The sequence below is a fragment of the Nocardia sp. NPDC051570 genome, assembly GCF_044454005.1.
Lineage (GTDB): Bacteria > Actinomycetota > Actinomycetes > Mycobacteriales > Mycobacteriaceae > Nocardia.
The window spans coordinates 34,286-59,091 of record NZ_JBITDI010000023.1; the positions used below are offsets into that span (position 1 = coordinate 34,286).

The window sequence follows — 24,806 nt, forward strand, 5'->3', positions numbered from 1 at the left end:
TTCGGCCGACCAGGATCGAGCGGTTGGCCGAACGCTTCGGAGAGCATCCGCTACTACCCGAGCGCAGCTTCTTCTTCGTCGTATTGCGTTGCCGTACTTGGGCATCCATCCCGCGTTACCTTGGTTGCAGCGTGTTAGCGATATGCCGTGCATCAGCGCATGAGGGGAGTGTCAATGCAGATCACAGATATCAGGTTGCTCAACCAGGACGGTGAGTTGGCCTCTGCCGAAGGATTCACTTACGGCGACGCCGAGGGCCGTCACATCGTCACGGGTCGGTGCGTGCTGACGCGCCAATGGCCCTATGCCTCTGCGAGTTTGTCGTTCAGACCGCAGACGGTCGGTGTCGTGGTCTTTCGACCGCTCTGCTCACCGATGAGGACCGGGGGTGCGGAGGTTGACCTTGTGAGGGAAGGGCAGGACGCACGGCAGTACCGAGTCAGTCAGGCAGACATCGGAACAACAGTGACGGTCCCGGAGGTCCTCAGCTATTCCTGGGATCAGATTGAGGGCGAGACGAATGAGTTCGCGTTCTGGGTCGAGTTCTGAATCTGACTTAGCACCTCAGATCCTGGCGCGGGCGGAACGTCCGCTCTGCCGCGGAGCGGGCGTTCCGTATAACGAGATCGACTGCGGCGCAGTACGTCCGCTCTTAGCCGACGAGCGGGCGTGGTAATCGGTCTGTTGGGCGCCGACTGGTGTCAGCTGTCCCCCTGATACCGCTAATACCAGTGATGCACCTGCCAGAACGCCCAGGCCGCGTTGGGGCTGCCGTAGCGCTGGCACATGTAGTCGTAGGTCCAGAGGAGCTGAGTAACCGGGTTGATCGGCCAGTCCCACCCCTGGGTGAACATCTTCGTGGCGGGGAGGGCCTGGCCCAGGCCGTAGGCGCCCGAGCTGGGGTTGACCGCGAACGTATTCCAACCGCTCTCGTGGCTGATTACCTGGTCGAAGCCGTACCACTGATCCGGCGGGACGATGAACTTGGCGATGATGTGGGGTGGGAGCTCAATCGCGGACATCATCAGGTCCAGGCCTGAGCTGAGCAGGTTGGGGTTCAACGTGAGGGCGGTGTCGGTGAGGCCCTGGGGGGCTGCGGCGTCGTCCGTGCCCGGTGCCTGATTCGGTGCGAGGATCGGGGTCCGGTCGGCTGCCGTCGCCCGGCTGCCGGTCGGCTTGACGGGCTCGATCCCGTTGGGTTCCCGGGGGTTTGCGGGTTGGGTGACGGTGGTGTTCGCGGCGGGAGTTGTGTCTGCCTGGGCGCCGGTGGCGAGGAAGATCGGTAGCATGCAGGCCGAGGCACTGGTTGCGACCGCCACTCCAACAATTCTTGCCCGGAATGAAATGTTATGAGACATCTTCGACCCGTTCCTATCGCATTACCTTAACGAACGTACGAAGCCCGGTACTGAGACGAGCAAATTCACTAGTTGAGGAATTCCGCGCCAACGTCCACGGCGTGTCGTTGTCGGCCATTTCCTGGTTGTACGGCGGTCCGATAAGTCTCGAGGTGGCTTTTGGGGAGAGTCGCCTGATATCGGGAATGCGTTGGCCACCACCAAGTTACAGTTAGCGGAGCGTTTGGAAGCAGAGCAAGCCGCGCTCCGGTCGGCACCGAATTACGACACGTTGCGCGCCCTGTACTGGGTGAGTCGAAAGACCGCTCAGTCGAGCGTCTTATCGTTCGGGTTCTGGGTGGCGCTCGTCATCCAACACCTCCGAGAGATCGATCGGCGGTCTGCCTGGCTTGAAGCACTTGGATCGGTCATCGAATACTGGCGATCAGATCTGTTGGCACATCAGCTACGCGATGATCGCCGACGTACCCTTCGGCGAGATCGGCGCCCACCTCGATGCGCGATCCCTTGCCGGACAACAGATTACGCGCAACTCCGTGCACACGGGGCTGTTTCAGCATGATCGGACCGACCACCGGATGTGATCAGCCTCGCGTGATCCGGAGCGTGGAGACCGATGAGTGACGGCGGGCATGTCCGCCGGTATGACATCCAGCACGGCTGCCCAACACACCATAAGCAGCCAAGGCCGCGCTGCAGGGGCTGGTCCGCGGTCTGGCGCGCGACCTCGGCCCACGCGGTATCACGGTGAACAACTGGCACGACCATCAGCCGTGACGCACGCTCATGGGCGCCACTCGCGTGGGCTCGGGCGCGAGATGATCTCCATCAGTTGATCTTTCGGGAACGCCACGCGGCCACCCGGATCGCGCGATATGCGGCATAACGGATGTTTCCTGGTCGGTGGGCAGGCGCGAGAATTCGTCGGTCATGGATTCGATGATGGTGACCAGGTCCGCGTCGGCGGCCAGGCGGGCGTTGATCGACGAACCGATGCCGCCGTCGATACAGGAGTGGCCGTCGATGGGAATCGGGGGGAGTACGCCGGGCACCGCGGTGCTGGCTGCCATGGCTTCGGGTAGTGCCGCCGCGCCGTCGCGTGTCCACTCGTGCAGCGCGCCGGTGGTGATGTCGACGGCGGTGACCTGCGGATCGGCCGGTGGCGCGGGCGAGGAGGTCTCCATCGTGGTCAGCATCTTGTCGCGATCACGATCTGCCGCTATTGCGACACGCGCTGCAAGCTGAAGGGCCCGACGCCGATCGGCCTGCATTGTTGGCGGTAAGAACGGGAGTATCACCGACGAGAGGAGGTGAGCTCGTGACCGAGATCCGAACACTTCTTCGGGGCAAGCTGCCGACGACGTGGATGAGTTTTCCCGGCGATCCCGACTTCGACCGCGCCCGGGCCACCTGGAACATACGGAACCGCTATCGGCCGCTGGGCATCGTGCGGCCGACGAGCGTCCAAGAGATACGCACCGTGCTCGACTGCGTACGCGGAAGTGCCGACGCGCGGGTAGTGGCCCGTTCGGGCGGGCACTCGTTCGAGGGGTTGAGTCTCGGCGGCGAGGACGACAAGGCCCTGGTCATCGACATGGTGAAATTCAACGAGATCGAGATCCGGTCCGATGAGCAGGTCGCGATCGTCGGAGGCGGCGTTCTGCTCGGCGACCTGTATCGGGAGGCGTTCAACCAGGGCGGGTTCATGGTGCCCGCGGGCAGCTGCGTCGCCGTCGGGATCGGCGGTCAGCTGCAATGCGGCGGCTACGGCCACTACTCCCGCACCGCCGGCATCCTCACCGACCAGATCCTGCAAGTCGAGATCGTCACCGCCGACGGTGAACTGCGAGTGGCCGACAAGAACACCAATCCCGATCTTTTCTGGGCCATCCGCGGCAACGGCACCGGCTCCTTCGGCATCATCACCCAAGCGAAGATCAAACTGACGAAGGCCCCACGAGCGGTGGCACGGTTCTCCTACAAGTGGAAACGCTCCGACATCGACTTCGCCGAGCATTTCACCCTGTTACAGAACTACGCGCTGTCGATGCCACGCACCGCCAACCCGTGGATCTGTATCTGGCTCGGCGAGGTGGAATTCGTCGGTGCCGTTCTGACCGATACCGAAACCGACCGCGACGCCGTGCTCGCCGACCTGGAAGCCGCATTGCCGCCGTCCACCGACAAGCAGGTCGAGGCGGTCACATTCCTGGAATCGGTGCGCGACTTCGGCCTGACCCAAACTTCGGCGCCCTGGTACAGCGATCTGAACGCCATCGAACGCGAACACGACGAACACCTGCGCTACATGACTATCCGCGCAGGATTCATCACCGAACCGCTCAACGCCGAATGCATCAACCACCTCGCCGAGGTCGTCGCCCGACAACCGTTGACCGGCAGCAGAATCCAGCTGGTCAGCCTGAACCCCGACGACGGCCCCCTGCTGGCGGCCACCGCGATCCCGGTCCGCGGCGCCACCTGGGCGATGGGCATGTCCAGCTGGTTCGAGCTCGCGGACTTCCCCGATGAAGACAGCCTCATCCAGGCCGGCCGAGCCAACGACATCTGGCTGAACGAGGCCTACAACGTCTTCCGCCCCTACAGCGCCGGCGGCTACATCGGCGACGATGATATGGCCGAAAACGCCACCTCCGAGGACATCTCGACCGCCTACTGGGGCAATCACCTGGCCCGCCTGTCAGAACTCAAACGAAAATACGACCCTGCCAACCTGTTCCACCACAAACTCAGCATCCCACCGAACTGCTGATCACCCATCGCGTCCACAGCGGACGCATCGTCTGACCGGGGTAGCGGACGTTCTCCGCAGAGTTGGGTCGTGACGTGCAGCGATATGGGTATCGTGGGTGGCTGTGACCGAGGTGGGGTTGGCGAGTTGGTACACCTGTGATCCGAACGGACCGCGGACGGCGTCGGGAGAGGTGTGCGATCCGACCGGGATGACCGCGGCGCATCCGACTCTGCCGTTCGGCACCACGGTGCGAGTGACCAACCGCGACAATGGATTGACCGCCGAGGTGCGTATCAATGACCGGGGTCCGTTCGTGGCGGGGCGGATCATCGATCTCATCGAAGCTGCCGCTCGGCAGATCGACATGATCGACGCGGGAGTGGTGCCGGTGCAGGTCGATGTCATCGAGTCCGCGTCACCGCCCGGTCGGATCTGACGCGGCTCGGCAGCCGAGTTGACCTCGCCGTCAGCGTGACATGCGGTTACGGATGCGCTGCGGCGCGGTGGCAACCGAAAGTCGCACCGGCAGCGGCGATTACCTCGCCAGCGGCGTGCTCGGATCGTGGCGTGTGGCCAGCCGGTCGTACCGGCGTGTTCGGGTCTCAGCCGAGAAAATCGACTCGGTCGATCAGGCCGTCGCGGACCCGGTAGGCGACCAGCACCCGCACGGGGGCGTCGGACAGGCCATGGGCGATCTCGTGGTCGACCACCCAATCCCCCTCGATGAGGCGTCCGACGATCTCGGCCCGGCACCGGCGCCGCGCGAACTGGTCGGCATAGGTCTCCCGCAGGGCATCACGGCCGATGATGTGGCTGCCGTCACGGCGATTGATGCGCACGTCGGAGGAGTAGGTCGCCGCGAAGGCGTCGAGATCATGGCTGTTGTACGCGGCGAGTTGGCGCTCGACGATGGTGTGCGGGTCGGACATCGGCCGATCATGCAATGCGATCTCCCGGTTCGTCCAGTCGAAACCGGACCGGACGCCGTAACCCGCTGGCGTGACTTCATTTCCAGCCACCTGCCGTCTCGAGCAGGTCTCGCACGTCTCGAACCTCACTACGGGTGGCCTCGGCAGGGCTGATGCTGTCGAGAATCTGCCAGGCGCGGCGCGGGATCTGTCCGACTCGATACTCCGGCGGTGTACGCGCCCACACCTCGGTGATGATCCGGCAGCCCCACTCCAACTCTCGTTCTTCGATTTTCGAGGCAGCCGCATCCAAATGCAGGACTGCTCGCCCGACCGGGTCCAGGTGACTCGAGGGCAGCTCGAGCGCTCGCGCGCGGAGCGCTTCGGCGTCGGCTCTCGCACCGATCGCGGTCAGGGCGCCGGATTGATGCCAGCGCAGAAAGTACTCGACGATGTGGCAGCCGTCGGCCACCCTCTCGGTCTCCGGCAGCGTGGCGAACATTCGATCGGCCTGACCGATAGCCGCCAAAGTCTCTCGGGGGCAATCCATTCTGGCGTGGATCCACGCCTCGGCAAGGTGGCCGAACACCGCTGCAGCGTTCGGTCGACCACCTCCGACCGACTGGGCCATGTGCGCGGCTGCAAGGCTGGAGCTGAAAGCTCGGCTGTACCAAGCACATGCGGTGCAGATATGTCCGGCAATCCATGCCTCGACGCTGGCGTCGCCCGCCAACCTGCTGGCTCGTCGGGCGATACCGAGCCATTCGAGGGAATCGTCCAGGCCCGCCACATCGATGATCCGGTTACCGATGAACCCGGCGTTCTTGGCGAATACGCGGTAAAGCCGCCTGCGGACACTCGGTGATCGTGCCACCAGCAACTGCGCTTGGATGCGCGCGATGTCCGTCAGGCGAGCCGGGATGAATTCGGCCGGAGCCACGGTATAGACGAGATATCCGGCTTGCTCGGTGAGTTCTTCGAGAACATCCACATCAGACCCCGCGCCGTTCTCGGGGTGCGGAAATTCGCTGCGCTCAACGGTTTCCGCGGAGTAGAGCGCGGCTGACATATCAGAGTAGTCGTGACCGAGGCCGAGCCGGTCAGGCCTGGTCCGATACAGGACGCACAGTGCGTCGCGGTAGTGCGGTGTGGGCACATCTCGACCGGTCTCCCACCGCGAGAGCTGTTGATGCGCAAGCCCTTCGGACGGCATTCCTCGCGACCGCAGGATCTCCCTCAACAGCTCGACCGCTTCGGTCAGCGTGTGTCCGTTGACGATGCGATGCGCCCGCAGCAACGAGACATCACAGTGCCGGTGCACCGCGAATACGGCATCATCCCGACAACCACCGGCCGCCAGGACATTTCGCGCCAGGCGGCGCCCGCAGGAGCGGTTGTGCCGAATGTCCCGCATGATGTCGACCTTCCTCGCCCCATCGCCCTGTCGACACGACGCTATCGACACAGCCGACCCAGGACGAGCAGACCGCATTGCTCTGCAAGCAGCACGCGCAACATCGCCGCGCTATTCGCACGCATCACGGTAGGGATCGGGCGCTGTCGGTGATCGGTGTATCCCAGTCGATGTGATGGTCCAACAGCCATGACCGCCGCTCGGGGCGCGCCTTTTCCTTGGCTTCCGCCATGGTCGCTGCCCGGCCGCTGAAGACCACCAGACGCTCGACGCGCGACCGACGGATGCGCTCATACGCACTGAACGCTTCCGAGAGGGTGGGGAGATCGCGGAGGCATTGGGCGAGGATCACGCTGTCTTCCAATGCCGTTGAGGCGCCTTGACCTTCGAGGGGAGATGCGGCGTGTGCGGCGTCGCCGACGAGGACCATCGAGTCGCGATGCCAATGCGGCAGCGAGGAGATCTCGTGGACGGCGCTGACCATGATCTCGTCCGTCGTCGAGTTGATGATGCGCATTGCTGTCGTTTCCGCGTCATCCGCGAACAGCTTGGTCGCCCGCTCTCGCCACTGCGCCGCAGTTGTCGCCGCGATCTCGGCCTTACCGAGGGGCGCGCCCGGAAGGTGCACTACCCAGAACGTGATGCCTTCCGGTGAGGTCGTGTGGCCGAACCCGCTGCCGCCGCGAATCATGCGGAAAGTGTCCGGCGACAAGGGAATATCCGCCGCATCGGTGTATCCGTAGGCGATATTGAGCCCGGTGTAGCGCGGGGTCGGCGCGGATGGGTCGATCAGTGATCGTGTGACGGAGTGGATTCCGTCGGCGCCGATCAGCAGGTCACCCTCGGCGTGGGTGCCGTCATCGAATTCCGCTACCACTCGACCGTCGGCTCTCGTGGCGGCGCTGACCAGACGTTTTCCGTGCTCGATCCGGCCGCCGCGATGTCGCAACTCACTGTGCAGCGTGCGGTAGAGATCGGCGCGGGTGAGAGTTCGCGGGCCGACAGGGTCTGGGTGGCCGGGTCCGAATGGCCCGCAGGAGAACACATTGCCCGCGCCGTCCAGGTATTCGGCGTTGTCGGTGCGGAACGAGGCGGCCACGACCGGTTCGTCCGCCGCGATCGCCCGCAGCGCGTCCATCCCGTTGTGCATGATCATCAAGAAGGCGCCGATATCGTCGCCACCGGTCGGATATGCCTCATAGACGGTCGATGAAATGCCAGCTTTCCGCAGAGCCATCGCGGTCGCGGTACCGGCGATGCCACCACCGATGATCAACGCATGCGTCATCGAGATCCTTTCATTTCCAACGCGCCTCCCCACCCTCCGGACTTCAACCCGGAGGCAACGGAATTGGGCTTCCGTTTGACAGTGTGGGCCTCGAGTCAGAAGCCAAAACCATTGGCGTCACCGACATTTGAGTATCGTAGCCCAACCTGACACGTCCGAATCGTCAGCGGCAGTGACGCTTCCGCAGGCTCGCCGAGATTCGCTGGGCAAGCATGGAGGCGGCCGTTACTGTCTAGGAATGGCCCTCGAACCACTTGTTCTGCCGTCAGCCGACTGGTCCGACTGGCTCTCCGGTCACGTGCGCGGCAACCTGCGGACCTCGGCGGAGACGCTGGAGCTGCTCAAAGACGACACTCCCCGCGACACCGCTGCGGTGCTCGGCCTGTGGAACGATGCCGACATCGCGTTGCGCGGTGCCGAATTGGCCGCCGCGTTGGTCGTCCAGGTCCACCCCGAGCCCGACGTGCGCCGGCTCGCCGAAGAGCTTGTCCAGCAGGTCGATCGGGTCAGGACCGATCACGATCTCGACCGCGTGCTCTACGACATCGTCGCGGCCACCGAGTCGGCGGGCCTGGATGAGGCGGCCTCGCGAATGCGCGAGCACGTGCTGCGCGATTTCCGACGTGGTGGTGTGGACCGCGACGACCGGACCCGAGCCCGGCTGCGGGAGATCTCGGAGCGGCTGACCCTGCTCGACCAGGACTTCGGCCGGGCCATCCGGGACGACGTTCGCGCGATACGGCTCACCCCTGAGCGACTCGAGGGGCTGCCCGCCGACTTCATCGCCGCGCATCCACCCGCCGAGGACGGATTGGTCACGATCACCACCGACTACCCGGACTACCTCCCGCTGCGCACCTACGCCCGAGACGCCGAGGCCCGCCGCGACCTCACGGTCGAGTTCGAGACCCGGGGATGGCCGGCCAATGACGCTGTCCTGCACGAGATGTTCGACCTTCGTGACGAGAAGGCCCGACTCCTCGGCTACGACAGCTGGCCCGACTACGACGCGGACGTCAAGATGATCGGCACCGGCGACGCCATCGCCGAGTTCATCGAGCGGATCTCGACCGCCGCCGATGCCGCGAGCCGCCGCGACCTCGACGCATTGCTCGCGCGACGACGGGAGGACGAACCCACCGCCACCACTGTCGATCGCTCCGAGGTCGGTTACTACACCGAGCTGATCCGGCGCGAACAGTACGACGTCGACGCTCGACAGGTACGCCGATACTTCGACTTCACCCGGGTGCGGGCCGGTCTGCTCGAGATCACCGGCCGGCTGTTCGGGCTGGAGTACCGGCCGGTCGATGTGCCGCGCTGGCATGAGGAGGTCACCGCCTACGACGTCTACGCCGACGGCGAACGACGCGGACGGATCTATCTCGACCTTCATCCACGCGAAGGCAAATACAAACACGCCGCGCAGTTCGACCTCGTCGGTGGGATCACCGATCGGCTGCTGCCCGAGGGAGTGCTGGTGTGCAACTTCTCCCGGGGGCTGATGGAACACCAGCACGTCGTCACGCTGTTCCACGAATTCGGGCACCTGATCCATCATGTGCTCGGCGGGCGGCAGGACTGGGCGCGGTTCTCCGGAGTGGCCACCGAATGGGACTTCGTCGAGGCGCCGTCACAGCTGCTCGAGGAATGGGCATGGGACGCAACGATTCTGGGCACGTTCGCCGTCGACGAGACCGGGACCGCCATCCCCGCCGAGCTGGTGCGACGGATGCGGGCGGCGCAGGACTTCGGCAAGGGGATTTCGGTCCTGACCCAGGTCGGCTACACCGCGATGTCGTATCTGCTGCACCGCGACCGGCCCGCCGACCAGACCGAAGCGGTCTTCGACATCATGGAGCGCCACAGTCGGATCGCCGGATTGCCGGGCACCCATTTCCAGACTGCGTTCGGACATCTCGCGGGCTATACCTCCGCGTACTACACCTACTTGTGGAGTCTGGTCATCGCGAAGGATCTGTTCTCGGCCTTCGATATCGGTGACCTGTTCGATCCCTCGGTGGCACACCGATACCGCGATCGAATCCTCGCCCCCGGCGGATCCCGTGACGCAGCCGATCTGGTGGCCGCATTCCTCGGCCGCCCGTTCACCTTCGACGCGTTCGCGACATGGCTGGACCGGGCGCCGGTATCGAACGCTACTCGGTCGGCTCCGTAAGTCCTTCGAGGTTCGACCTGAGATCCGCGGCCTGCAGGAGATCGAACGCGCGATTGGTGGCTCGGACCGCTTCCGGGTAGCGGTCGGCTGCGGACTCGCCGTTGACGAGGCTTTCGTGGTTCATCAAGGCGAGTTCGCGCTCTAGCACGATCACCTGGGCTGCGGTGAGGCGTGCGGTGAGTGGGTCGAAACCGTTCTCGTGCAGCGCAGCTGCCAGTGCGGCTACTCCGCGTGAGGTGTAGCGCATCAGTCTTGCCGCCAAAGTTTCTGTGCCGAAGACCAATTGGAGGAAGGCCATGATCTCGGGGGCGTCGTTGAGGCCGGTGTTCGGGTCGCGGCGGCGCAGTGCGTCCAGTTGTGCTTCTCGGAGCCTGTCCAGCGGTGGTTGATCGGTGCGCCCGGCCCTGACCGTTCTGGCCGCTTCGTCCTCGTGGTCGGCGAACCGTTGCAGGACAAGGTCTTCCTTCGTCGGGAAGTACGCGAACAGGGTTCGTCGGGAGACCTCCGCCTCGCGCGCGATATCGGTGATCGAGACCTGGTCGAACCCCGATTCGAGGAACATGCGGATCGCCGTGGCCGCGATCGTCTCGCGAAGGCGCACCTTCTTGAGTTCTCGCAATCCCGTTGGTTCGGACATGTTTTCACCATACCGGATCGGTAGACCGGGTGTATTCTTGCATCAAGTCTACTTTTGGAGGATGACGTGCGGACCGAAGTGATCGTGGTCGGGGCGGGCCCGACCGGGTTGATGCTGGCCAATGAGCTCACGCTGGCCGGAGTTCCGGTCGTGGTGCTGGAGAAGCAGCGCACGCGGAGTGCACAGTCCCGGGCGGGCGGGCTGCAACCGCGCACCGCGGAGATACTCGACCTGCGTGGATTGCTGGATCCGTTGCTCGACCGCGTGCTGCCCCGCGGCGAGTTCGGTGGCCATTTCGCTGGACTTCCGGTCGAGTTGGACTGCCGCCCGTGGCGGACCCGCCACCCGTATCCGGTCGCCATCCCGCAGGCCCGATTGGAGGCCCTCCTCGAACAGCGCCTCGTCGATCGGGGCGTGCCGGTGCTGCGCGGATTCGAGGTCTCGGCAATCGAATCGGAGTCCGACGGGGTCACGGTCGGGGACATTCACGGCAGCTATCTCGTCGCATGCGACGGCGGCCACAGCACGGTGCGCAAACTGCTGGGCGTCCCCTTCCCCGGCACCGCGGGCACGAGGTCCTCGGTGGTCGCGGACCTCACCCTCGCGTCCCGATCCGCCACGGTCCCCAGCACGTCCGAACACTTCAGTCGATACTTCAACTCCGGGGGCGGATTCTTCACCATCCTGCATCCCATCGAGGGTGAGCTGTATCGGTTGGTATTCGGCAAGCTCTCCGATGACAGACCCGCTCGCGAAACACCCGTCACGGCCGAGGAAGTCGACGAGGCGCTGCGAGCGGTGTACGGACCCGAGACGACGTTGGGCGAGTTGCGCGAGGCGTCCCGATTCAGTGACGCCGCCCGGCAGGTCGAGCGCTATCGCGAAGGGAGAGTGTTCTTCGCCGGGGACGCGGCCCACATCCACCTGCCGATCGGCGGCCAGGGCGTGAACCTCGGCATCCAGGACGCCGTCAATCTGGGCTGGAAACTCGCTGCGGCGGTGCATGATTGGGCACCCGAGGGATTGCTCGACAGCTATCACACCGAGCGCCATCCCGTCGCCGCGCGGGTACTGCGCACCACCCGTGCGCAAAGCGTGATCCTGAACCCGATCCGGGACGAGAACCTCGCCACGGTCCGCGACCTCTTCACCGACCTGCTCCGGCTGCCCGAGGCCAACCACTTCATCTCGGGCATGATGTCGGGCCTGGACACCCAATACCCCGGACTCGGCCCGCGCATGATCGACCTCGACCTGACCACCCCCGACGGCCCGACCCGAGTCAGCCGGCTGATGCACTCCGGCCGCGGCCTGCTGCTATCCCTCGACGACACACCGAGATCGATCGACCGCTGGTCCGACCGACTCGACCACGTCACCGCGAAAGCCGATGCGGACTCCACCACCGTCCTGATCCGACCCGACGGCTACATCGCCTGGTCCGCCACCGACGAAGAGCCACTCGAGACCGCTCTCACCCGATGGTTCGGCTGAATATCGGCAGGCGTGAACAGTCGACGATCAATCGGCGAGATCATCTGGGCCGGTTGAGCATTCGATACCGGCATCGGCCTGCGCGGCGAGTCTGCGGCGCAGGCGGTCGCGGGAGCGAGATAAGCTGCGGCCCACAGCTATTCGCACCTCGTCGGGAACTCCTGCGGCGGACGGCAATCGCGAACCCATTCACCGGGCGGCCGATCTCGGGTCGGCCCGATACCGGCCCGCGGCGTGATGTCGCCGTCGCCGCGTGGACGATACTGTCGATGTGATTACACGTTCGGACATCGCCGATTCCCTCGACGCGCCACGCCCCGAACTGGATGTCCGGCCCTACTGGCAGCAGACCGGTGATTTGTACTTCCCTATGGCCGCCGTCGTCGGTGGTCGGCGATGGGTCCTGCGGCTCAACAACTTTCCGGACCATCCGCTGTGGACTCTGTTCGTCGAGGGTGTCAGGAGATTCGATCTGCAGGGCACACCGCGCGAGTGGGCGAGTGCTGCCGATCGCACTGCGCCGCTGATGGACCCCGGCCTTGCTCGGCAGATCGTCGGAGCGGTGGCCCATTACGAGGTCTATGGCAGCGAGATCGGGGAGCCCTGCGGTGGCGTGTTCTGCGGGTGTCTGCGCGTCTAGGGAGCGGTCGCCGATTCACAGGGCGGCGGTGGCCCGGGTGCGGCCCGGCGCTCATGGCGTAAGAGAGCGTCCGGGAACTTGGGTCACGCCGACTCACCCGGGCATGACCGAAGTTCCCGGATGCTCATCAAGCCTTATCTTTGTTGTTGACCTCTGCCTTCATATTCTTGGAGGTCTCCGCCTGGGTCGACGACGCCATAGTCGATGTCGATGCGGGGTTTTCGCTGACTCTGAGCTGGTCGGCGGCTACCGTCTGGAAATTCTGGAACAGGGGGGTCAGGACGTTACCGACAATATTGAGCGCCCCCGGCGACATCTCGTTCACGATCTTCGGATCACGCGGTGCGTCGGGAATATCGTCATAGAGCTCCGGATCGACCCCTTTCCGTTCGGGCCAAGCGCCGGGAATCTTTTCGTAGATCTGTCGAGCGGAATGTTCGGCAGACTCGGCTGCACCCGAGCCACCGGTGAAGGCGTTCTTATAAGACATGGGCTTCCTTTCTGGTCACCTCGGCGGACGTAAAATCAGGACTTATAAAAAGGCGCCTCCACGCCATCCTTGTAACGACTTCCAGCCTGAAGTTGTTCAACTTCGAATACATCATGCTCCCCGGTGAGGGTTGAAACAACCTCGGCCACCCCCTTTTGCGTGAAATTCTCACCGTCCCGGATCAAGCCGAGAATATCGATGGGATGCACAATTACTTGAGTGTATTGCGGCGGCTGTGCGGCGTTCGCTTTCGGATTCTGATTCTGTACGCGAGTCCGTTCCGTCAGATCCATATTCGCAGGCGCCACAAGGCTCGTAAAATCTACCGGCTCGGGATAATACAAGGCGACATAGCCGCCGAAGACGACGGGGATTTCGTAGTCGAACCTCTTCACCTGACGTCGTTGCGTGGCTCTGACGACTGCCCGGGACTGAACAGGCATAGTCCCACTGAGCGATGACGTCTGTTTCCACTCGGTCGTCAACGAACCACTGACAGATGCCGTGATCCCGAGCATCAACTGAGCGGACAGCTCTCCGGTCCCCGTGGCGGTGCCGGTCGCCGTGTCGGTCTTGGTCTGCTCGGTCTGATTCTGCGTCTCGGTGCCGATGTCGTCTTTGTGGTTGTGGTTGATATCGGTGCGCGACGTCTTCAGCGCGAGGCTCTGCTGCAGTTGCGCCTGCAGTTCTGCGGCGCCTTTTGCTCCGAAGGTGAGCTGTACCTGCCCCTCGAGCGACCAGCTGATTGTATTCGAAATCGAGAACTCGACAGTGTTGGTCCACTGCACAGGAACAGCGGGGTCGGTTCGATTGACGTACGCCTGCTGAGAGATCACATCCGGCGGAGGCTGTACAATATCACCGCGCTCTTCGATAAGCGGTATGCCCACATTCATGTAGGCATACCACCCGCGTTGATGTGCCGTCTTCTCCTCCTGAGGAAAAGCGCCATATCGCTGCTTGTTCAGGGAAAACCCGGTAGGGGTGATCCATCGATCCTGCCCATCTTTTGTTTTCTTCTGGGCTTTTGCCTTGACGTAGTCCAGTACCTTGTATCCCGATCTCCACGTCTTATCTTCCCAAGCCAGGAGAGAATCGGCCTTGGCGGGAATCCCAAGTTCCTCTTGGTTTCGCCCTGTCAGCGGACGCCGCATAAATTTTGCGGGTTTATAAGTCTTGCCCACTGAGTTTTCGCTAGGCATGGTCTTCAGAATCTCCTTGTATCGCAGACATCTGATTGATGGTGTTCATACGCGTAACTGTTACCCGCCGTGCCTCGTATTACGCGCAGGACGTCCCCTATCCAAGATGGACGGCCTCGACGGTTCGTTCCGTCCGGAATGACATTAGCTCCGGAGGCCGAGTTCACTGCAGCTCAATCGAATGTGACGTGTGGCACAGAATGCGTTGCGTCCGAAGGGTTCTCGACACTTCGGCGCGCCGACCTGGTGGCCGACCGGACTCGAGGAGCACGAAACGATCGTCGCGGGCGGTGAGGGGGCGGGTGGGGTGACGGTACGGTGCTTTGATGCGATTGGCGATGGAGTTGGAGCTGCCGGGTGAGGTGGCGGCGGCGGAGGCGTTGCAGGAGCGGTTGCGGGGGCTGGTGGAACTGCAGGGGGTGGGTGCGGCGGAGGTGCGGACTGTGGCTGGGGTCGATTCCGCCTATGACGATCTTGGGAATGTCGTTGCGGCGGTAGTGGTTTTGGAGGTGGCGACGCTTCGGGTGGTGGACAGCGCGAGTGCGCGGGGGCGGGTCGAGTTTCCGTATGTGCCGGGATTGTTGGCGTTTCGGGAGTTGCCTACCACCATTGCGGCGCTCGAGAAGCTGGGGACCACACCGGATCTGCTGGTGTGCGACGGTCAGGGGATCGCTCATCCTCGACGGTTCGGGCTGGCCTGTCATCTGGGGCTGCTGACCGGGCTTCCGAGCATCGGAGTTGCCAAGACCGTGTGGGGTGACTACGACGAACCGGGCCGTGCGCGAGGCGAATTCGGCGATATCACCCTCGACGGGGAGGTCGTCGGTCGCGCCGTGCGCACGCAGCCCGGGGTCAAGCCGGTGTTCGTCTCGGTCGGGCATCGGATCGATCTGGATACGGCCTGTGCCGAGGTTCTCGCGTTGACGCCGAAGTACCGTCAGCCGGAGACCACTCGGCAGGCCGATCATCTGTGCCGAATGTTGTTGCGTGAGGGCTAGATTCGGTCGAACTCTCCGTCTCTGACGGTGGCGGTGAATGCGTCCCACTCCCCCGGCGCGAAGACGAGTGCGGGGCCGGTGGGGTTCTTCGAGTCGCGGATGCCGACCATGCCGCCGTCGAGGTGGGCGATCTCGACACAGTCGCCATCGCCTTGACTTCGGCTGGACTTGAACCATCTCGCCGACGATAGATCGCTGATCACTCGGAATACTCCCTTGCGATCGCAAGTATCAGATTCCTGGTCTCATCGGTGTTCAATGCGATGCGCCGAATCCGGGTCAGCGCATCTCGATATGGTGCGATCTCCTCGCGCCGCTCCAGATACAGTCGACCCACATACTCCTCCACGTACACTGCCGGAGGCTCTTGGAGTTTCGTGGATGGGAGTTGAGAGAAATCCATCCAGACGAACGAACCGGCGACCGGGCCGATAGCGTTAGCGACCCCGAACGGAGCGACTCGGATTGTGACATTAGGCCGGTCACCAAGCTCGACAAGGTGCAGCAGCTGATCGGCCATAACGCTCGTGCTGCCGATCATCTGGCGCAGGATCATCTCGGACAGTATGGCCTCGACCTCAAAACTCGAGTCTGTCAGCCGCTCCTGACGACGAGTCATCAGGCTTAGGCAGTGATCGACTTGCTCGGGAGTCCACAATGGGTTCTCGGCCCATGCGATTTCCCGGCGATACCCGGCCGTTTGCAGGAGGCCTGGTACGAGGTTGAGACTCCATGTCGTCAGACGTCGCGCCGAATCATGCAAGCACATATAGTGATCGAACTCCGATGAGATCTCGTCGATGTCCGCACGCCACCACTTCCCTCCGAACTTGTGCACGTGCCGGACTTCCTCCCCGAGCGACAGCAGGAATCGTCGCTCGCTGTCACTCACCCGCAGCCTGTCGCAGAGGGCATTGATCATCATGCTGGGGACATTGTGTTTCACCCCGTCCTCCAGCCGACCGTAGGTCTGCGGCGAGGTCTCCGCAGCTCTGGCCATGACGTTCTGAGAGAGCCCAGCACGCTCGCGGAACTTCTGCAGTTGCCGTCCGAGCACCCTGCTGGCAAGAGTCGAACCACTCATTGCTTCGCCTCGCTAACTAGTGGTATGCCGATTTGGAATAGGCCTTCTTGGAACCAATGACCGATCGCGCCGAAAGCTTCCACCCTGCTCGCGAAAAGGGTATCACTGTACCTACGCCGATATCCGTGAACGCCACACCACTCACTCACCGCCACAAGACAATTCGACGAGAGATCGGGGGAACTCGTGCTGCTCATGAACCCGCTACCCACTAAAGCCCAACTCCTGAACGCCTGCCGAGGGGTCGACTACGACACCCATCCGATCCTGCGAGCCGCCCACGCCCTCACCGGCATTCACGAAAGGCATTTGACCGCCCCTCATCCCGGAATTCCCGAATTGAAAACCCAACGCGCCCACCTGATGACCGAAATCGACCGGTGCGCCGTCCGGTCCCTGCCGCCCGCCCACGGCGCGGCCCGCATCCACACCGAAACCATCGGCGCGGTGATCGACCGCATGGCCCGCTTCACCGCCCTCGCCTATGCCGCCCTCTCCGGCTCCCCCGCCCCCGACCTCGGCAACACCTGGGGACATCTGGCCGAATTGGCCGTCGCCTATGAGGATTTGATCGACGAACTGCACACCGGCCGCCGTCGCCTCCCGGGCGGCGCCTGACGGGTCGATGAAGGAATTCACCAAGGTGAACGATTGAGAACACGCCCTTCGCCGCGCCCTGGCCGTTGCCGAACGCGGTAGCGTGCCCGGCGCGGATATCCCAGCGGACCGAAACCTGTTGTCCGAGTGTATGAGGCGTTATGAGTGAGCAGCACCCAACCGTCCGGCGACTTCGACCGCGAAAGGTTGTCGCACATGCGGCAACGGCACTGGTCATAGGAGGGCTGGTCGCAGCCGTCGTATTCGTATCCGTCCGGCCCGAGATCGCCACGGCACTGACACTGGCGATTACACAGGGCGAACCGGATTCCGCACACTCTGCACTCGACCGGTTCTACGATCTGCCTGACCTGGCCAAGGACAGCTTCAATGCCGGGCAGATCGAGGACGCCCGACGCTACGCGCAGGAGTTACTGGCTCTGGCACCGACCTATCCGAGCGATTGGAACTACGGCAACGCCCTGCACGACGGCAATATGGTCCTCGGACGCATCGCCGCTCGCGAGGGCCGCCTCGACGACGCCGAGCGTTATCTGCTCGCAGCGGGCGCGACACCGGGCTCCCCGCAACTGGATTCGTTCGGCCCGAACATGAGCTTGGCCAAGGACCTTCTCGACAAGGGCAGGCGCCGGGTTGTCCTGGAGTACTTCGAGTTGTGCCGGAAGTTCTGGGAGATGGAGGACGGCAAACTGGACACCTGGCGCACACAGGTCGAGAACGGCCAGATCCCGGACTTCCGCGCGAACCTGCTGTATTGAACGATCGATCACCCGACTCGAATGTGCCTGCGCAAGAAGTCTTTCAGCGGTGTGAGCACTGCCTGCGGATCGTCGATGAACGGCCAATGGCCCAGGCCTTCGAGGATATGAATCTCGGCCCCGGGGAAGTAGTTTCGTTGCTCTGCGGCGAACCGCACCGGAACGTACGGATCGCCGTCACCCCAGATCACGCACGTCGGTAGATCATCGGCCGTCATGCCGAGGCGCATTTCCGGGAACGCGCCGGCCGGATCGCGAGAACTGCGGTACGTCCGGAGCACGGCCCGCTTATGACCCCGGTCCGCGTAGCCGTCGATCCGGTCGATATACGTGCGGGGCAACGGTTTCGGGTTGTCGTGGTTGAGTGCGGCGTGCATGACGCGCGGGTTGCTCACGATCTGGAACAGTTCCCCGAGTATCGGCGTCTGCCAGATCTTGGCGTATCGGTGCCAGCGGTAGCCGTCGAGGACGCCGCAGTTGATCAGTGTGAGGCTGGCCGAGCGCTCGGGATGGTCCAGCATCCAGCGCAATCCCCACGGTCCGCCGAAGTCGTGCAGGACCAGATGCGCCCGCTCGACACCGAGGCGGTCGAGCAGCAGGCCGAGGTATCGGGCTTGGCCGACGACGCTGTGATCGAAGGCGCGTGGGCGCTGCGCCCGTCCGAAACCTGGCATATCCATGGCGATGACGCGCGCGAATCCGGCGATCTTCGGCGCCAGTTCCGCCCAGTCGTCCATGGGGCCGGGATTGCCGTGGACGAATACCACCGCCTCGGCGCATTCGTCGGGGCCGCTGTCATAGACCGCGCAACGCACACCCTCGATCCAATGGTCCTCGGCGTCGAGCATCGTTGTCCCCCAATCGCTGTCGGCACTTACGACCGTACCGTTCGGTGCGGTTCGAGGGAATGGTCTCGACCGTTCAGGTTCAGCGGTACCCGGCACACCGACCGGATGTCACAGCAGCCTGCTGTTCACCCTCGCTTACCTCGAGCCGCCGATATCAGCCGATATCAGCAGCCTTGGTCCGGGAGCACCGTGGGCGGAAGCTCCCTGCCGTCGTGCCGGATGGTGCGCTCGCCGACGCTACCGTCGTGATAATCGTGGCGGACGGACCGGCATCCGCATCCGTATCGTTCGATATGGCTGATCATGCCGAATCCATCGTCGTCCTCGAAACACTCCAGATCGACGATCCTGCCGCACGGCGCATGGGTTTTCGCGGTGCGGGCCAGCGTGGTGGACATGGCATCTCCCTCGGCGTGGTGACTGTTTCTCCGGAGACTAAGCCCGTCGAATCGGGTGTGAACCAAACCTCGATGCGGTGACCGGACGAACCCCGTGTTGGGCACAACCACATAGGGTCTCGGCGATCCAACAGTGGGACCGCGTCGAGGTTCTACCATCGGTTCGGTGCTGATCAATCCGAATGCGACCCGTGTGCTCTGTTACGGCGATTCCAATACCCATGGAGCGCAACCCGATGACACCACGCGGTGGCCGATCGATATCCGCTGGACCGGACAACTCCAGCAACGCCTGGGCGACGACTACGACGTGATCGAGGAGGGATTGGGCGGCCGCACCACCGATCTCGATCAAGCCGATCGGCCGGGCGGCAATGGACGTGCCTATCTGACGCCGTGTCTGCTCAGCCACTGCCCCCTCGACATCATCGTGCTCATGCTCGGGACCAATGACGTGAAGGCCCGGTTCGATCGGCCCGTCGAGCGAATCGCGGAGGCGTTGGGCGGGCTGGTCGATGATATTCGGTCCGTCGCCTACGGGCGGGACGGGCACGTGCCGACAATCGTTGTGGTAACACCGGTTCCGGTCGACGACCGGGCGGCGCGGTTCGCGGAATCGAGTGACGAGTACGACCTGATATCGGTTGCCAAGTCTCGGGGTCTGGCGGCGGCATACCGGGAATTCGCAGAGGCCCAGGGGCTGCTGTTCGCCGACGCGGGCGCCGTGGGTTCGGTCGGGGCGGACGGGGTGCATCTGGACGCAGCATCGCATGGCCGGATTGCCGAGATGATCAGCACATTGATTGTCGCCCACTGATTTCGGCCCCGGCACAACTACGGGAGGAGTGGGCTGACCTGACTCGGCCGGGTCGGGCTGTATGTCATGTATTGCGAGCTCTGAAGTCGCCGTCGGTATTTGCAGCTCGGGCCGGATTCACGGACGGCTCAGGCAGTCGAGTACCGCTCGGTTGAACTCGTCGGGGTTCTGCAGCATGCCGAAATGGCTGACACCGGGCAGGATTCGGAGGTCGGCATGCGGGATCGTGTGGGCCAGATACTCGGTGTGCGAGCGTTGGATCACCTCGTCGTGCTCACCGTCGGCGATGGTGGTCGGCACCGCGATGGTCTGCAGTTGAGCGGCGGTGTCATTGGGCTGGGTATCCCACATATGCGTGATCTGGGCGACGAACTCGTTGTACTGATCCGGTGTGGGAGAAAGGGTTTGGTATTCGGTGCGGGCGCGGGCGATGTAGCGGGCGAAGTTCGGATTGTCGGTGCCGTGCGGGGTCAGGCCGGAGGGATCGGAGTTGGCGCCGTAGGTGAACAGCTTGCCGAGGCGGTCGGGGTGATTGATGGCGATGTCCAGGCCGATGATGCCGCCGTCGCTCCAGCCGACGAGATCGGCCTTCGGCAGTCCGAGGTAGTCCATCAGGGCGAGCACATCGGCGGACATGAGGTCGTAGCTGTACGGCTCGGCGGTCCGGGTGCTGCGCCCGTGGCCTCGGCTGTCGGCGACGATGACCCGATATCCGGCCCGCACCAATGCGGGGACCTGATAGTTCCAGTATTCGGAGTTGGCCAGGCCGCCGTGCAGCAATAGGACGGGCCGCCCCTGACCGTATTCGGCGTAGTACATGCGGATCCCGTCGACGGGCGCGTACCCGGTCTTCCCTGCCGCCGGCGCCGGGCCCAGTGGCGGAAGTGTCTGCCACACTGCGGGATTCGCGGTGCTCGGATCGGAGCATCCCTGGGTGGCGACGAACGCGATGAGCAACAGGAATGCGGCCGCGACGGCCGAGAGGCGGGCACGTCCTCGCAGAAAACGGTCCATTCCGCTTACTCTGCCGCACTTCGACGGGTCGAGTCGCGGAATCAGGCCCGGCCCGGTGAATCGTGCTCGACGCGATGCGCCACACCGTCCACGATGAACGCCAGTCCCGCCTCGAACGCCGTCTCGTGATCTATCCGCGGGATGTCCACCGCATGGTCCACGCCGAGGTCGGCCTGTTCTTCCAGCACGGCGCCGACCGTGAAGCGGCCCGCGGCCAGCATCGCCAGCTGCGCATCGCGCTCGGGCAGGCCGGACGCGATCAGGAATGCCACCTTGTGGCCGAGACGATCGAGATCGGTTGCCGCAGGTCGAGTTCCGGCGTGCAGCCCGGCGCCGTCGCGGCGCATCAGCAGCGGTTCTGGACCGAGAGATTCCTCGACGCGGGATGGCAGACCGACAGATTCCTCGACGGCATGCGGACGACCGAGAGCTTCTACTCCCAGGAGGTCCTGCAGGTGCGGACGGATACGTGGGCCGAGGGGCGCGTGGTCCTGGTCGGCGATGCCGCGCACTGCGCCTCCCCCTACAGCGGTATGGGCGTCTCCGGCGCTCTGGTCGGCGCCTACGTCCTGGCTGGTGAGATCAATCGACGGCCCCATGATCTGCCCGGCGCTCTGGCGAACTACGACACCACGTTGCGGCCGTTCGTCGACGAGATCCAGGCCACCGTCAATCCGCGCCTGCTCCGATTGGGCATGCCCACACACCAATTCGGCATCGACGCCTTCCACGCCCTGACGGCATCGGCGTGCTTCCTGCGCATTCCGGTATGGCGCATAGCGTTTCACGGCCGGAGGGCGCCGGGCTCGCGGGCCGGTAGGCCGCGCAGGAGCGTATCGAGGAACAGCTCGAACCGAGGGGCGTTACCGCTGAAGTGCAGGTGACCATCCTGGACCGCGAGCCAGCCGACGACCGAGGTGAGGAAGATGTAGTAACTCTGCTCGGCCAGGTCGGATTCGACTCCGGCAGTGGTGAATGCGGTGATGATCGCCGCGCGCAATCGCTCGAAGGCGTGGGCGTTGTGGCGGTGTGGCCGGGACAGATGGGTGGCATAGCCCGGCACCGCGAGGAACTGATCGTGCATGGCCCAGCCGAGACGCACGAGCCAGGGTCGCCAGGAATCGTTGCCGGGGCCCTCCGAGGACAGAATCCGTTCCACGACAACATCGCTGATGAGATCGATCAGTTCCTCGCGGTTCTTCACCCAGCGATAGAGGGCGCCGTGGGTGACCGCCAGACGCGCCGCGAGTTCACGCATGGTCAGCGTGTCGAGGTTCCCGGAGGAGATGGCGGCCTCGAGGATCCGCTCCCGGTCGATCTGGGCGGGGCGTCCACGGCCTCGTCGGGTCGCCGCAGCATCAGACATGGTGACGACTATACGAACCTTATTAGTGACCAATGGTCACTAATGGACGTAGACTTCCTCTCATGATCGAGAACGCAGCTCAGGGCACAGTGGCCGACGGATTCGAGTCGGTGCGAGACACATTCGCCGCGCTCACGGCGACGGAAGGCGCGGACTACTCCGCGCAGGTGGTGGTCTATCGGCACGGTGAACGCGTCGTGGATCTGTGGACCGGCCGAGGCGGCCGCCGGCCCGAACAGCTTGTCCGGCATCGCATTCAATCGAAACAATCCGCAGGGCCCGCAGGTGTGGGAGCTGCCGAATCTCGAGGTGATCCGCGAACAGGGGCCCGCATCGTTCGGCGGTGTCGCCTCGGCCGACGGACTGGCGCGCATGTACGCCGCGGCGATCGGCCCGCTGGACGGCCTGGCGCCGCTGCTGGATTCGGAGACTGTCGCCGCGGTGGGCCAGATCCATTCCAGCGGTTACGATCTCGTGAATCGGGGCAGGAAGGCATTCACGGCCGGTTTCCATGCCACCTCCGAGTACTACCCGGCGCTGGGACAGGGCTCATTCGGGCATAGCGGTGCGGGCGGTCAACAGGCATTCGCCGATCCGCGCCATGGCATCGCCTTCGGCTATACCCGCGGGCTCTTCCCGTTCCCCGCCGGGCCCGGGCGCGACTGCGAACTTCTGATCTCCGCCAGCTATGCCGCCGCCGGGGCCAGCTGATCGGCCCAGGAATTCAGGGCTCCGCTCCATGGATCCGGCGCGCTACCGTTGCGCCGGGTCGGGTCGATGAGACGGAGACCGACATGGTGCTCGATATGCCGATGATCGCTCCCGTATCCGCAAGGATGGGAGCGCCGGAACGGGTGTGGCGGTCTCAAGGGAGAATACGGGTGTGAGCGACGCAATCAGGAAGAAGTGCAGGGTACCGACGGTGGCAATGCCGGCGGATGTCACGGCCCCGGCCGGCAGCTAGCTCGATGTCGGAGCGGGAAGTGCCAGGGCGGGGATCGTCGCCGGGACCGGGTGGGAACGGGTTCGATGGTTCCCCCGAGGCGAGTGACGGCATAACGGGACCCACCCGGCTGCCGCGTCGCCCGCGGCGGTTGACGGAAGAAGTCAGCGAGCGTCCGCACAAGACTTGGCGCTCGGAAGGCGGCTCCGATCACGCGCCGACCAGGCCCGTGCTGCGATCGGAACTGCAGCGTGAGACAGGGTGGTGGCCGGTCGGTCCCGGTCCGGTGCGGCATCCCGCGCCGGAGGAGGCTCCGGGCAGCGAGGGGCGTGACGCGAGTGTGGTCGATCTCGGCGCGGTGCGGCGGAAGCGAGCGGGTGACGATGCCCCGTCCGCCGGCATTCGGCGGAGGGCCAGACCGCGCAGGATCGGACCGGGTGCGGGCGAGGGCCCCGGCGCCGACGGTGATCAGCACCGGTAGCACGAACACTGGTACGTCACAGTGTGTTCGGAGGCCGCGCCCAGGCCCGTTGGTAAAGTCGAGGGGGCGGGACAATCCGCGGCACATGAAGGAGCACAGGATGGCTGAGGTCCTGGTCGCCGAGGTCCGGTCGGATGGCCATACCCGGTCGAGACAGAAGGATCGGTCGAGTGTGAACTTCTCGCTGGCCGATATTCCGGAGGGGGCGCGCGAACTCGTCTGGCGGACCGAACCCCACAGCGAAGCGATCCGGTTCAGCGTGCTGTCGGATGTCAGGGCCAACTACGACCAGCGGGTGCTGTCGAATATCGCATCCGGCTCGAGGACGCCCATCCCGCGCGAGCGAGAGTCCTTGTCCCGCCGCGGTTTCTACATCGCCGACCCCTACGGCTCGGCCGAGGACGGGTTCATCGTGAAGGTGTACGCCCTGATTCCGTGACGACCACTGTGTTCGAAGTGGCTCTGGCGTGGATCAATCCGTACCGATAACAGTGGATACATGTACGTCCCCGCACATTTCACCGCCGACGAGCAGGCAGTCGATGATCTGCTGGCTCGGCACGGCGCCGCCGATCTGATCACCGCGACGTCGGGTGGGCTGGTCGCCACCATGTTGCCGTTCGTGTACGACGCCGAGGCCGGGACTCTGCGTGGGCATCTCGCGCGTAACAATGATCAGTGGCGACAGCCTGTGGTCGGCGAGGCGCTCGTCATCGTGCGAGGTCCGGACGCGTATATCTCCCCGTCCTGGTATGCGACCAAGGCCGAGCATGGACGTGTGGTGCCCACCTGGAACTACGTGACGGCGCATGTCTACGGGCGGCTCGTCGTTCATGATGATCCGGTCTGGGTCGAACAGCTGATCCGCGAGCTGACCGAACGCTATGAGGGCGGGCGCCCGTCCCCATGGTCCGTCGATGACGCACCGCCGCAGTTCATCGCCGGCCAACTGCGCGCCATCGTCGGCATCGAGCTGATGATCACCCGTGTGGAAGCCAAGTACAAGCTCAGCCAGAATCGGTCCGCGGCCGATATCGACGGTGTGATTTCCGGATTGACCGAGAGCGGTCACGACGCCGCTGCCACCGCCGTACGGCAGGCGCGACCGAAATGACG

At 64.2% G+C, this 24,806-nt stretch carries 30 protein-coding genes and 1 pseudogene; 15 read left to right on the top strand and 16 right to left on the bottom strand.

The window, feature by feature from the left end; genetic code table 11:
- Window positions 1–174 precede the first annotated feature (174 nt).
- Complete coding sequence (locus tag ACIA76_RS37990) at window positions 175–549, top strand: hypothetical protein (protein ID WP_397159384.1); 375 nt, start codon at window positions 175–177, stop codon at window positions 547–549.
- 173 nt (window positions 550–722) lie between these two features.
- On the opposite strand, the gene ACIA76_RS37995 is transcribed toward ACIA76_RS37990, so the two are convergent.
- Window positions 723–1,319 (bottom strand): hypothetical protein, encoded by a 597-nt coding sequence (locus tag ACIA76_RS37995; protein ID WP_397159387.1) that lies wholly within the window; start codon window positions 1,317–1,319, stop codon window positions 723–725.
- A 446-nt stretch (window positions 1,320–1,765) separates the two neighbouring features.
- On the bottom strand, window positions 1,766–1,918 hold the full coding sequence (locus ACIA76_RS38000) for a hypothetical protein (protein WP_397159389.1): 153 nt from the start codon (window positions 1,916–1,918) through the stop codon (window positions 1,766–1,768).
- Between the two features lie 127 nt (window positions 1,919–2,045).
- On the opposite strand from ACIA76_RS38000, the pseudogene ACIA76_RS38005 reads away from it, so the two are divergent.
- Window positions 2,046–2,135 (top strand): annotated as a pseudogene (locus ACIA76_RS38005) (hypothetical protein); the annotation flags it as partial.
- Here the strand turns inward: ACIA76_RS38005 and ACIA76_RS38010 are convergent.
- Complete coding sequence (locus ACIA76_RS38010; RefSeq protein ID WP_397159391.1) at window positions 2,126–2,542, bottom strand: patatin-like phospholipase family protein; 417 nt, start codon at window positions 2,540–2,542, stop codon at window positions 2,126–2,128. The pseudogene ACIA76_RS38005 and the gene ACIA76_RS38010 overlap by 10 nt on opposite strands.
- A 134-nt stretch (window positions 2,543–2,676) precedes the next feature.
- Between ACIA76_RS38010 and ACIA76_RS38015 the strand changes: the two genes are divergently transcribed.
- Together ACIA76_RS38015 and ACIA76_RS38020 are read left to right on the top strand one after the other, a co-directional pair.
- Complete coding sequence (locus ACIA76_RS38015; protein ID WP_397159393.1) at window positions 2,677–4,131, top strand: FAD-binding protein; 1,455 nt, start codon at window positions 2,677–2,679, stop codon at window positions 4,129–4,131.
- Between the two features lie 103 nt (window positions 4,132–4,234).
- Entirely contained in the window at window positions 4,235–4,549 is a 315-nt protein-coding gene (locus ACIA76_RS38020) for a septal ring lytic transglycosylase RlpA family protein (protein ID WP_397159395.1), read from the top strand.
- A 166-nt stretch (window positions 4,550–4,715) separates the two neighbouring features.
- On the opposite strand, the gene ACIA76_RS38025 is transcribed toward ACIA76_RS38020, so the two are convergent.
- From ACIA76_RS38025 to ACIA76_RS38035, 3 genes are all read right to left on the bottom strand, one after another.
- Window positions 4,716–5,042 (bottom strand): nuclear transport factor 2 family protein, encoded by a 327-nt coding sequence (locus ACIA76_RS38025; RefSeq protein WP_397159397.1) that lies wholly within the window; start codon window positions 5,040–5,042, stop codon window positions 4,716–4,718.
- Window positions 5,043–5,118: 76 nt separating this feature from the next.
- Window positions 5,119–6,435 carry a hypothetical protein gene (locus ACIA76_RS38030; protein WP_397159399.1) on the bottom strand — a complete coding sequence of 439 codons (1,317 nt, stop codon included), beginning with the start codon at window positions 6,433–6,435 and terminating at the stop codon, window positions 5,119–5,121.
- A 124-nt stretch (window positions 6,436–6,559) separates the two neighbouring features.
- The gene (locus tag ACIA76_RS38035; RefSeq protein ID WP_397159401.1) at window positions 6,560–7,723 is read right to left on the bottom strand and encodes an FAD-dependent oxidoreductase; all 1,164 of its coding nucleotides are present in this window, start codon (window positions 7,721–7,723) and stop codon (window positions 6,560–6,562) included.
- A 238-nt stretch (window positions 7,724–7,961) separates the two neighbouring features.
- Between ACIA76_RS38035 and ACIA76_RS38040 the strand changes: the two genes are divergently transcribed.
- A complete protein-coding gene (locus ACIA76_RS38040; protein WP_397159403.1) occupies window positions 7,962–9,902 on the top strand; it encodes a M3 family metallopeptidase in 1,941 nt (646 codons plus the stop codon).
- Here ACIA76_RS38040 and ACIA76_RS38045 read toward each other — a convergent pair.
- Window positions 9,883–10,539: a TetR/AcrR family transcriptional regulator gene (locus ACIA76_RS38045; protein WP_397159405.1), complete on the bottom strand. Its 657-nt coding sequence runs from the start codon at window positions 10,537–10,539 to the stop codon at window positions 9,883–9,885. The genes ACIA76_RS38040 and ACIA76_RS38045 overlap by 20 nt on opposite strands.
- A 66-nt stretch (window positions 10,540–10,605) precedes the next feature.
- Between ACIA76_RS38045 and ACIA76_RS38050 the strand changes: the two genes are divergently transcribed.
- A complete protein-coding gene (locus tag ACIA76_RS38050; protein ID WP_397159407.1) occupies window positions 10,606–12,033 on the top strand; it encodes an FAD-dependent monooxygenase in 1,428 nt (475 codons plus the stop codon).
- Window positions 12,034–12,304: 271 nt separating this feature from the next.
- Complete coding sequence (locus ACIA76_RS38055; protein ID WP_397159409.1) at window positions 12,305–12,673, top strand: hypothetical protein; 369 nt, start codon at window positions 12,305–12,307, stop codon at window positions 12,671–12,673.
- Window positions 12,674–12,800: 127 nt separating this feature from the next.
- On the opposite strand, the gene ACIA76_RS38060 is transcribed toward ACIA76_RS38055, so the two are convergent.
- Window positions 12,801–13,163 (bottom strand): hypothetical protein, encoded by a 363-nt coding sequence (locus ACIA76_RS38060; protein WP_397159411.1) that lies wholly within the window; start codon window positions 13,161–13,163, stop codon window positions 12,801–12,803.
- A 35-nt stretch (window positions 13,164–13,198) separates the two neighbouring features.
- Window positions 13,199–14,365, bottom strand: coding sequence for a hypothetical protein (locus ACIA76_RS38065; protein ID WP_397159413.1), 1,167 nt, complete (start codon window positions 14,363–14,365; stop codon window positions 13,199–13,201).
- Window positions 14,366–14,691: 326 nt separating this feature from the next.
- Between ACIA76_RS38065 and ACIA76_RS38070 the strand changes: the two genes are divergently transcribed.
- Window positions 14,692–15,363, top strand: a complete 672-nt coding sequence (locus tag ACIA76_RS38070; RefSeq protein ID WP_397159415.1) for an endonuclease V — start codon at window positions 14,692–14,694, stop codon at window positions 15,361–15,363.
- Here the strand turns inward: ACIA76_RS38070 and ACIA76_RS38075 are convergent.
- Both ACIA76_RS38075 and ACIA76_RS38080 read right to left on the bottom strand, forming a co-directional pair.
- On the bottom strand, window positions 15,360–15,566 hold the full coding sequence (locus ACIA76_RS38075) for a DUF397 domain-containing protein (RefSeq protein ID WP_397159417.1): 207 nt from the start codon (window positions 15,564–15,566) through the stop codon (window positions 15,360–15,362). The genes ACIA76_RS38070 and ACIA76_RS38075 overlap by 4 nt on opposite strands.
- Complete coding sequence (locus ACIA76_RS38080) at window positions 15,563–16,447, bottom strand: helix-turn-helix domain-containing protein (RefSeq protein ID WP_397159419.1); 885 nt, start codon at window positions 16,445–16,447, stop codon at window positions 15,563–15,565. The genes ACIA76_RS38075 and ACIA76_RS38080 overlap by 4 nt, the downstream gene beginning before the upstream one ends.
- A 195-nt stretch (window positions 16,448–16,642) precedes the next feature.
- On the opposite strand from ACIA76_RS38080, the gene ACIA76_RS38085 reads away from it, so the two are divergent.
- Together ACIA76_RS38085 and ACIA76_RS38090 are read left to right on the top strand one after the other, a co-directional pair.
- Window positions 16,643–17,065 carry a DUF4254 domain-containing protein gene (locus tag ACIA76_RS38085; protein WP_397159545.1) on the top strand — a complete coding sequence of 141 codons (423 nt, stop codon included), beginning with the start codon at window positions 16,643–16,645 and terminating at the stop codon, window positions 17,063–17,065.
- 140 nt (window positions 17,066–17,205) lie between these two features.
- Window positions 17,206–17,823, top strand: a complete 618-nt coding sequence (locus ACIA76_RS38090; protein ID WP_397159421.1) for a type IV pilus biogenesis/stability protein PilW — start codon at window positions 17,206–17,208, stop codon at window positions 17,821–17,823.
- A gap of 8 nt (window positions 17,824–17,831) precedes the next feature.
- On the opposite strand, the gene ACIA76_RS38095 is transcribed toward ACIA76_RS38090, so the two are convergent.
- Both ACIA76_RS38095 and ACIA76_RS38100 read right to left on the bottom strand, forming a co-directional pair.
- A complete protein-coding gene (locus tag ACIA76_RS38095) occupies window positions 17,832–18,671 on the bottom strand; it encodes an alpha/beta fold hydrolase (RefSeq protein ID WP_397159423.1) in 840 nt (279 codons plus the stop codon).
- A gap of 164 nt (window positions 18,672–18,835) precedes the next feature.
- Window positions 18,836–19,069 (bottom strand): hypothetical protein, encoded by a 234-nt coding sequence (locus tag ACIA76_RS38100; protein ID WP_397159425.1) that lies wholly within the window; start codon window positions 19,067–19,069, stop codon window positions 18,836–18,838.
- A 166-nt stretch (window positions 19,070–19,235) separates the two neighbouring features.
- On the opposite strand from ACIA76_RS38100, the gene ACIA76_RS38105 reads away from it, so the two are divergent.
- Entirely contained in the window at window positions 19,236–19,886 is a 651-nt protein-coding gene (locus ACIA76_RS38105; protein ID WP_397159427.1) for a GDSL-type esterase/lipase family protein, read from the top strand.
- Window positions 19,887–20,003: 117 nt separating this feature from the next.
- On the opposite strand, the gene ACIA76_RS38110 is transcribed toward ACIA76_RS38105, so the two are convergent.
- Together ACIA76_RS38110 and ACIA76_RS38115 are read right to left on the bottom strand one after the other, a co-directional pair.
- Window positions 20,004–20,900: an alpha/beta fold hydrolase gene (locus ACIA76_RS38110; protein WP_397159429.1), complete on the bottom strand. Its 897-nt coding sequence runs from the start codon at window positions 20,898–20,900 to the stop codon at window positions 20,004–20,006.
- Between the two features lie 41 nt (window positions 20,901–20,941).
- Window positions 20,942–21,499 (bottom strand): TetR/AcrR family transcriptional regulator C-terminal domain-containing protein, encoded by a 558-nt coding sequence (locus ACIA76_RS38115; RefSeq protein ID WP_397159431.1) that lies wholly within the window; start codon window positions 21,497–21,499, stop codon window positions 20,942–20,944.
- On the opposite strand from ACIA76_RS38115, the gene ACIA76_RS38120 reads away from it, so the two are divergent.
- Window positions 21,386–21,784: a hypothetical protein gene (locus ACIA76_RS38120; RefSeq protein WP_397159433.1), complete on the top strand. Its 399-nt coding sequence runs from the start codon at window positions 21,386–21,388 to the stop codon at window positions 21,782–21,784. The genes ACIA76_RS38115 and ACIA76_RS38120 overlap by 114 nt on opposite strands.
- Here the strand turns inward: ACIA76_RS38120 and ACIA76_RS38125 are convergent.
- Entirely contained in the window at window positions 21,685–22,266 is a 582-nt protein-coding gene (locus ACIA76_RS38125; RefSeq protein ID WP_397159435.1) for a TetR/AcrR family transcriptional regulator, read from the bottom strand. The genes ACIA76_RS38120 and ACIA76_RS38125 overlap by 100 nt on opposite strands.
- A 186-nt stretch (window positions 22,267–22,452) precedes the next feature.
- On the opposite strand from ACIA76_RS38125, the gene ACIA76_RS38130 reads away from it, so the two are divergent.
- From ACIA76_RS38130 to ACIA76_RS38140, 3 genes are all read left to right on the top strand, one after another.
- On the top strand, window positions 22,453–22,977 hold the full coding sequence (locus tag ACIA76_RS38130; protein WP_397159437.1) for a serine hydrolase: 525 nt from the start codon (window positions 22,453–22,455) through the stop codon (window positions 22,975–22,977).
- An 813-nt stretch (window positions 22,978–23,790) separates the two neighbouring features.
- A complete protein-coding gene (locus tag ACIA76_RS38135) occupies window positions 23,791–24,129 on the top strand; it encodes a hypothetical protein (RefSeq protein ID WP_397159439.1) in 339 nt (112 codons plus the stop codon).
- A 60-nt stretch (window positions 24,130–24,189) separates the two neighbouring features.
- Window positions 24,190–24,804 carry an FMN-binding negative transcriptional regulator gene (locus tag ACIA76_RS38140; protein WP_397159441.1) on the top strand — a complete coding sequence of 205 codons (615 nt, stop codon included), beginning with the start codon at window positions 24,190–24,192 and terminating at the stop codon, window positions 24,802–24,804.
- Window positions 24,805–24,806 lie beyond the last annotated feature (2 nt).

What these genes read in the sequence shown, in the direction of transcription:
- ACIA76_RS37990 (WP_397159384.1), top strand. Translation starts at nt 175, where the DNA reads ATGCAGATCACAGATATCAGGTTGCTCAACCAGGACGGTGAGTTGGCC.
- ACIA76_RS38000 (WP_397159389.1), bottom strand. Translation starts at nt 1,918, where the DNA reads ATGCTGAAACAGCCCCGTGTGCACGGAGTTGCGCGTAATCTGTTGTCC.
- ACIA76_RS38010 (WP_397159391.1), bottom strand. Translation starts at nt 2,542, where the DNA reads ATGGAGACCTCCTCGCCCGCGCCACCGGCCGATCCGCAGGTCACCGCC.
- ACIA76_RS38025 (WP_397159397.1), bottom strand. Translation starts at nt 5,042, where the DNA reads ATGTCCGACCCGCACACCATCGTCGAGCGCCAACTCGCCGCGTACAAC.
- ACIA76_RS38030 (WP_397159399.1), bottom strand. Translation starts at nt 6,435, where the DNA reads ATGCGGGACATTCGGCACAACCGCTCCTGCGGGCGCCGCCTGGCGCGA.
- ACIA76_RS38035 (WP_397159401.1), bottom strand. Translation starts at nt 7,723, where the DNA reads ATGACGCATGCGTTGATCATCGGTGGTGGCATCGCCGGTACCGCGACC.
- ACIA76_RS38040 (WP_397159403.1), top strand. Translation starts at nt 7,962, where the DNA reads ATGGCCCTCGAACCACTTGTTCTGCCGTCAGCCGACTGGTCCGACTGG.
- ACIA76_RS38045 (WP_397159405.1), bottom strand. Translation starts at nt 10,539, where the DNA reads ATGTCCGAACCAACGGGATTGCGAGAACTCAAGAAGGTGCGCCTTCGC.
- ACIA76_RS38060 (WP_397159411.1), bottom strand. Translation starts at nt 13,163, where the DNA reads ATGTCTTATAAGAACGCCTTCACCGGTGGCTCGGGTGCAGCCGAGTCT.
- ACIA76_RS38065 (WP_397159413.1), bottom strand. Translation starts at nt 14,365, where the DNA reads ATGCCTAGCGAAAACTCAGTGGGCAAGACTTATAAACCCGCAAAATTT.
- ACIA76_RS38070 (WP_397159415.1), top strand. Translation starts at nt 14,692, where the DNA reads ATGCGATTGGCGATGGAGTTGGAGCTGCCGGGTGAGGTGGCGGCGGCG.
- ACIA76_RS38080 (WP_397159419.1), bottom strand. Translation starts at nt 16,447, where the DNA reads ATGAGTGGTTCGACTCTTGCCAGCAGGGTGCTCGGACGGCAACTGCAG.
- ACIA76_RS38085 (WP_397159545.1), top strand. Translation starts at nt 16,643, where the DNA reads ATGAACCCGCTACCCACTAAAGCCCAACTCCTGAACGCCTGCCGAGGG.
- ACIA76_RS38090 (WP_397159421.1), top strand. Translation starts at nt 17,206, where the DNA reads ATGAGTGAGCAGCACCCAACCGTCCGGCGACTTCGACCGCGAAAGGTT.
- ACIA76_RS38095 (WP_397159423.1), bottom strand. Translation starts at nt 18,671, where the DNA reads ATGCTCGACGCCGAGGACCATTGGATCGAGGGTGTGCGTTGCGCGGTC.
- ACIA76_RS38100 (WP_397159425.1), bottom strand. Translation starts at nt 19,069, where the DNA reads ATGTCCACCACGCTGGCCCGCACCGCGAAAACCCATGCGCCGTGCGGC.
- ACIA76_RS38110 (WP_397159429.1), bottom strand. Translation starts at nt 20,900, where the DNA reads ATGGACCGTTTTCTGCGAGGACGTGCCCGCCTCTCGGCCGTCGCGGCC.
- ACIA76_RS38115 (WP_397159431.1), bottom strand. Translation starts at nt 21,499, where the DNA reads ATGGGGCCGTCGATTGATCTCACCAGCCAGGACGTAGGCGCCGACCAG.
- ACIA76_RS38125 (WP_397159435.1), bottom strand. Translation starts at nt 22,266, where the DNA reads ATGTCTGATGCTGCGGCGACCCGACGAGGCCGTGGACGCCCCGCCCAG.
- ACIA76_RS38135 (WP_397159439.1), top strand. Translation starts at nt 23,791, where the DNA reads ATGGCTGAGGTCCTGGTCGCCGAGGTCCGGTCGGATGGCCATACCCGG.
- ACIA76_RS38140 (WP_397159441.1), top strand. Translation starts at nt 24,190, where the DNA reads ATGTACGTCCCCGCACATTTCACCGCCGACGAGCAGGCAGTCGATGAT.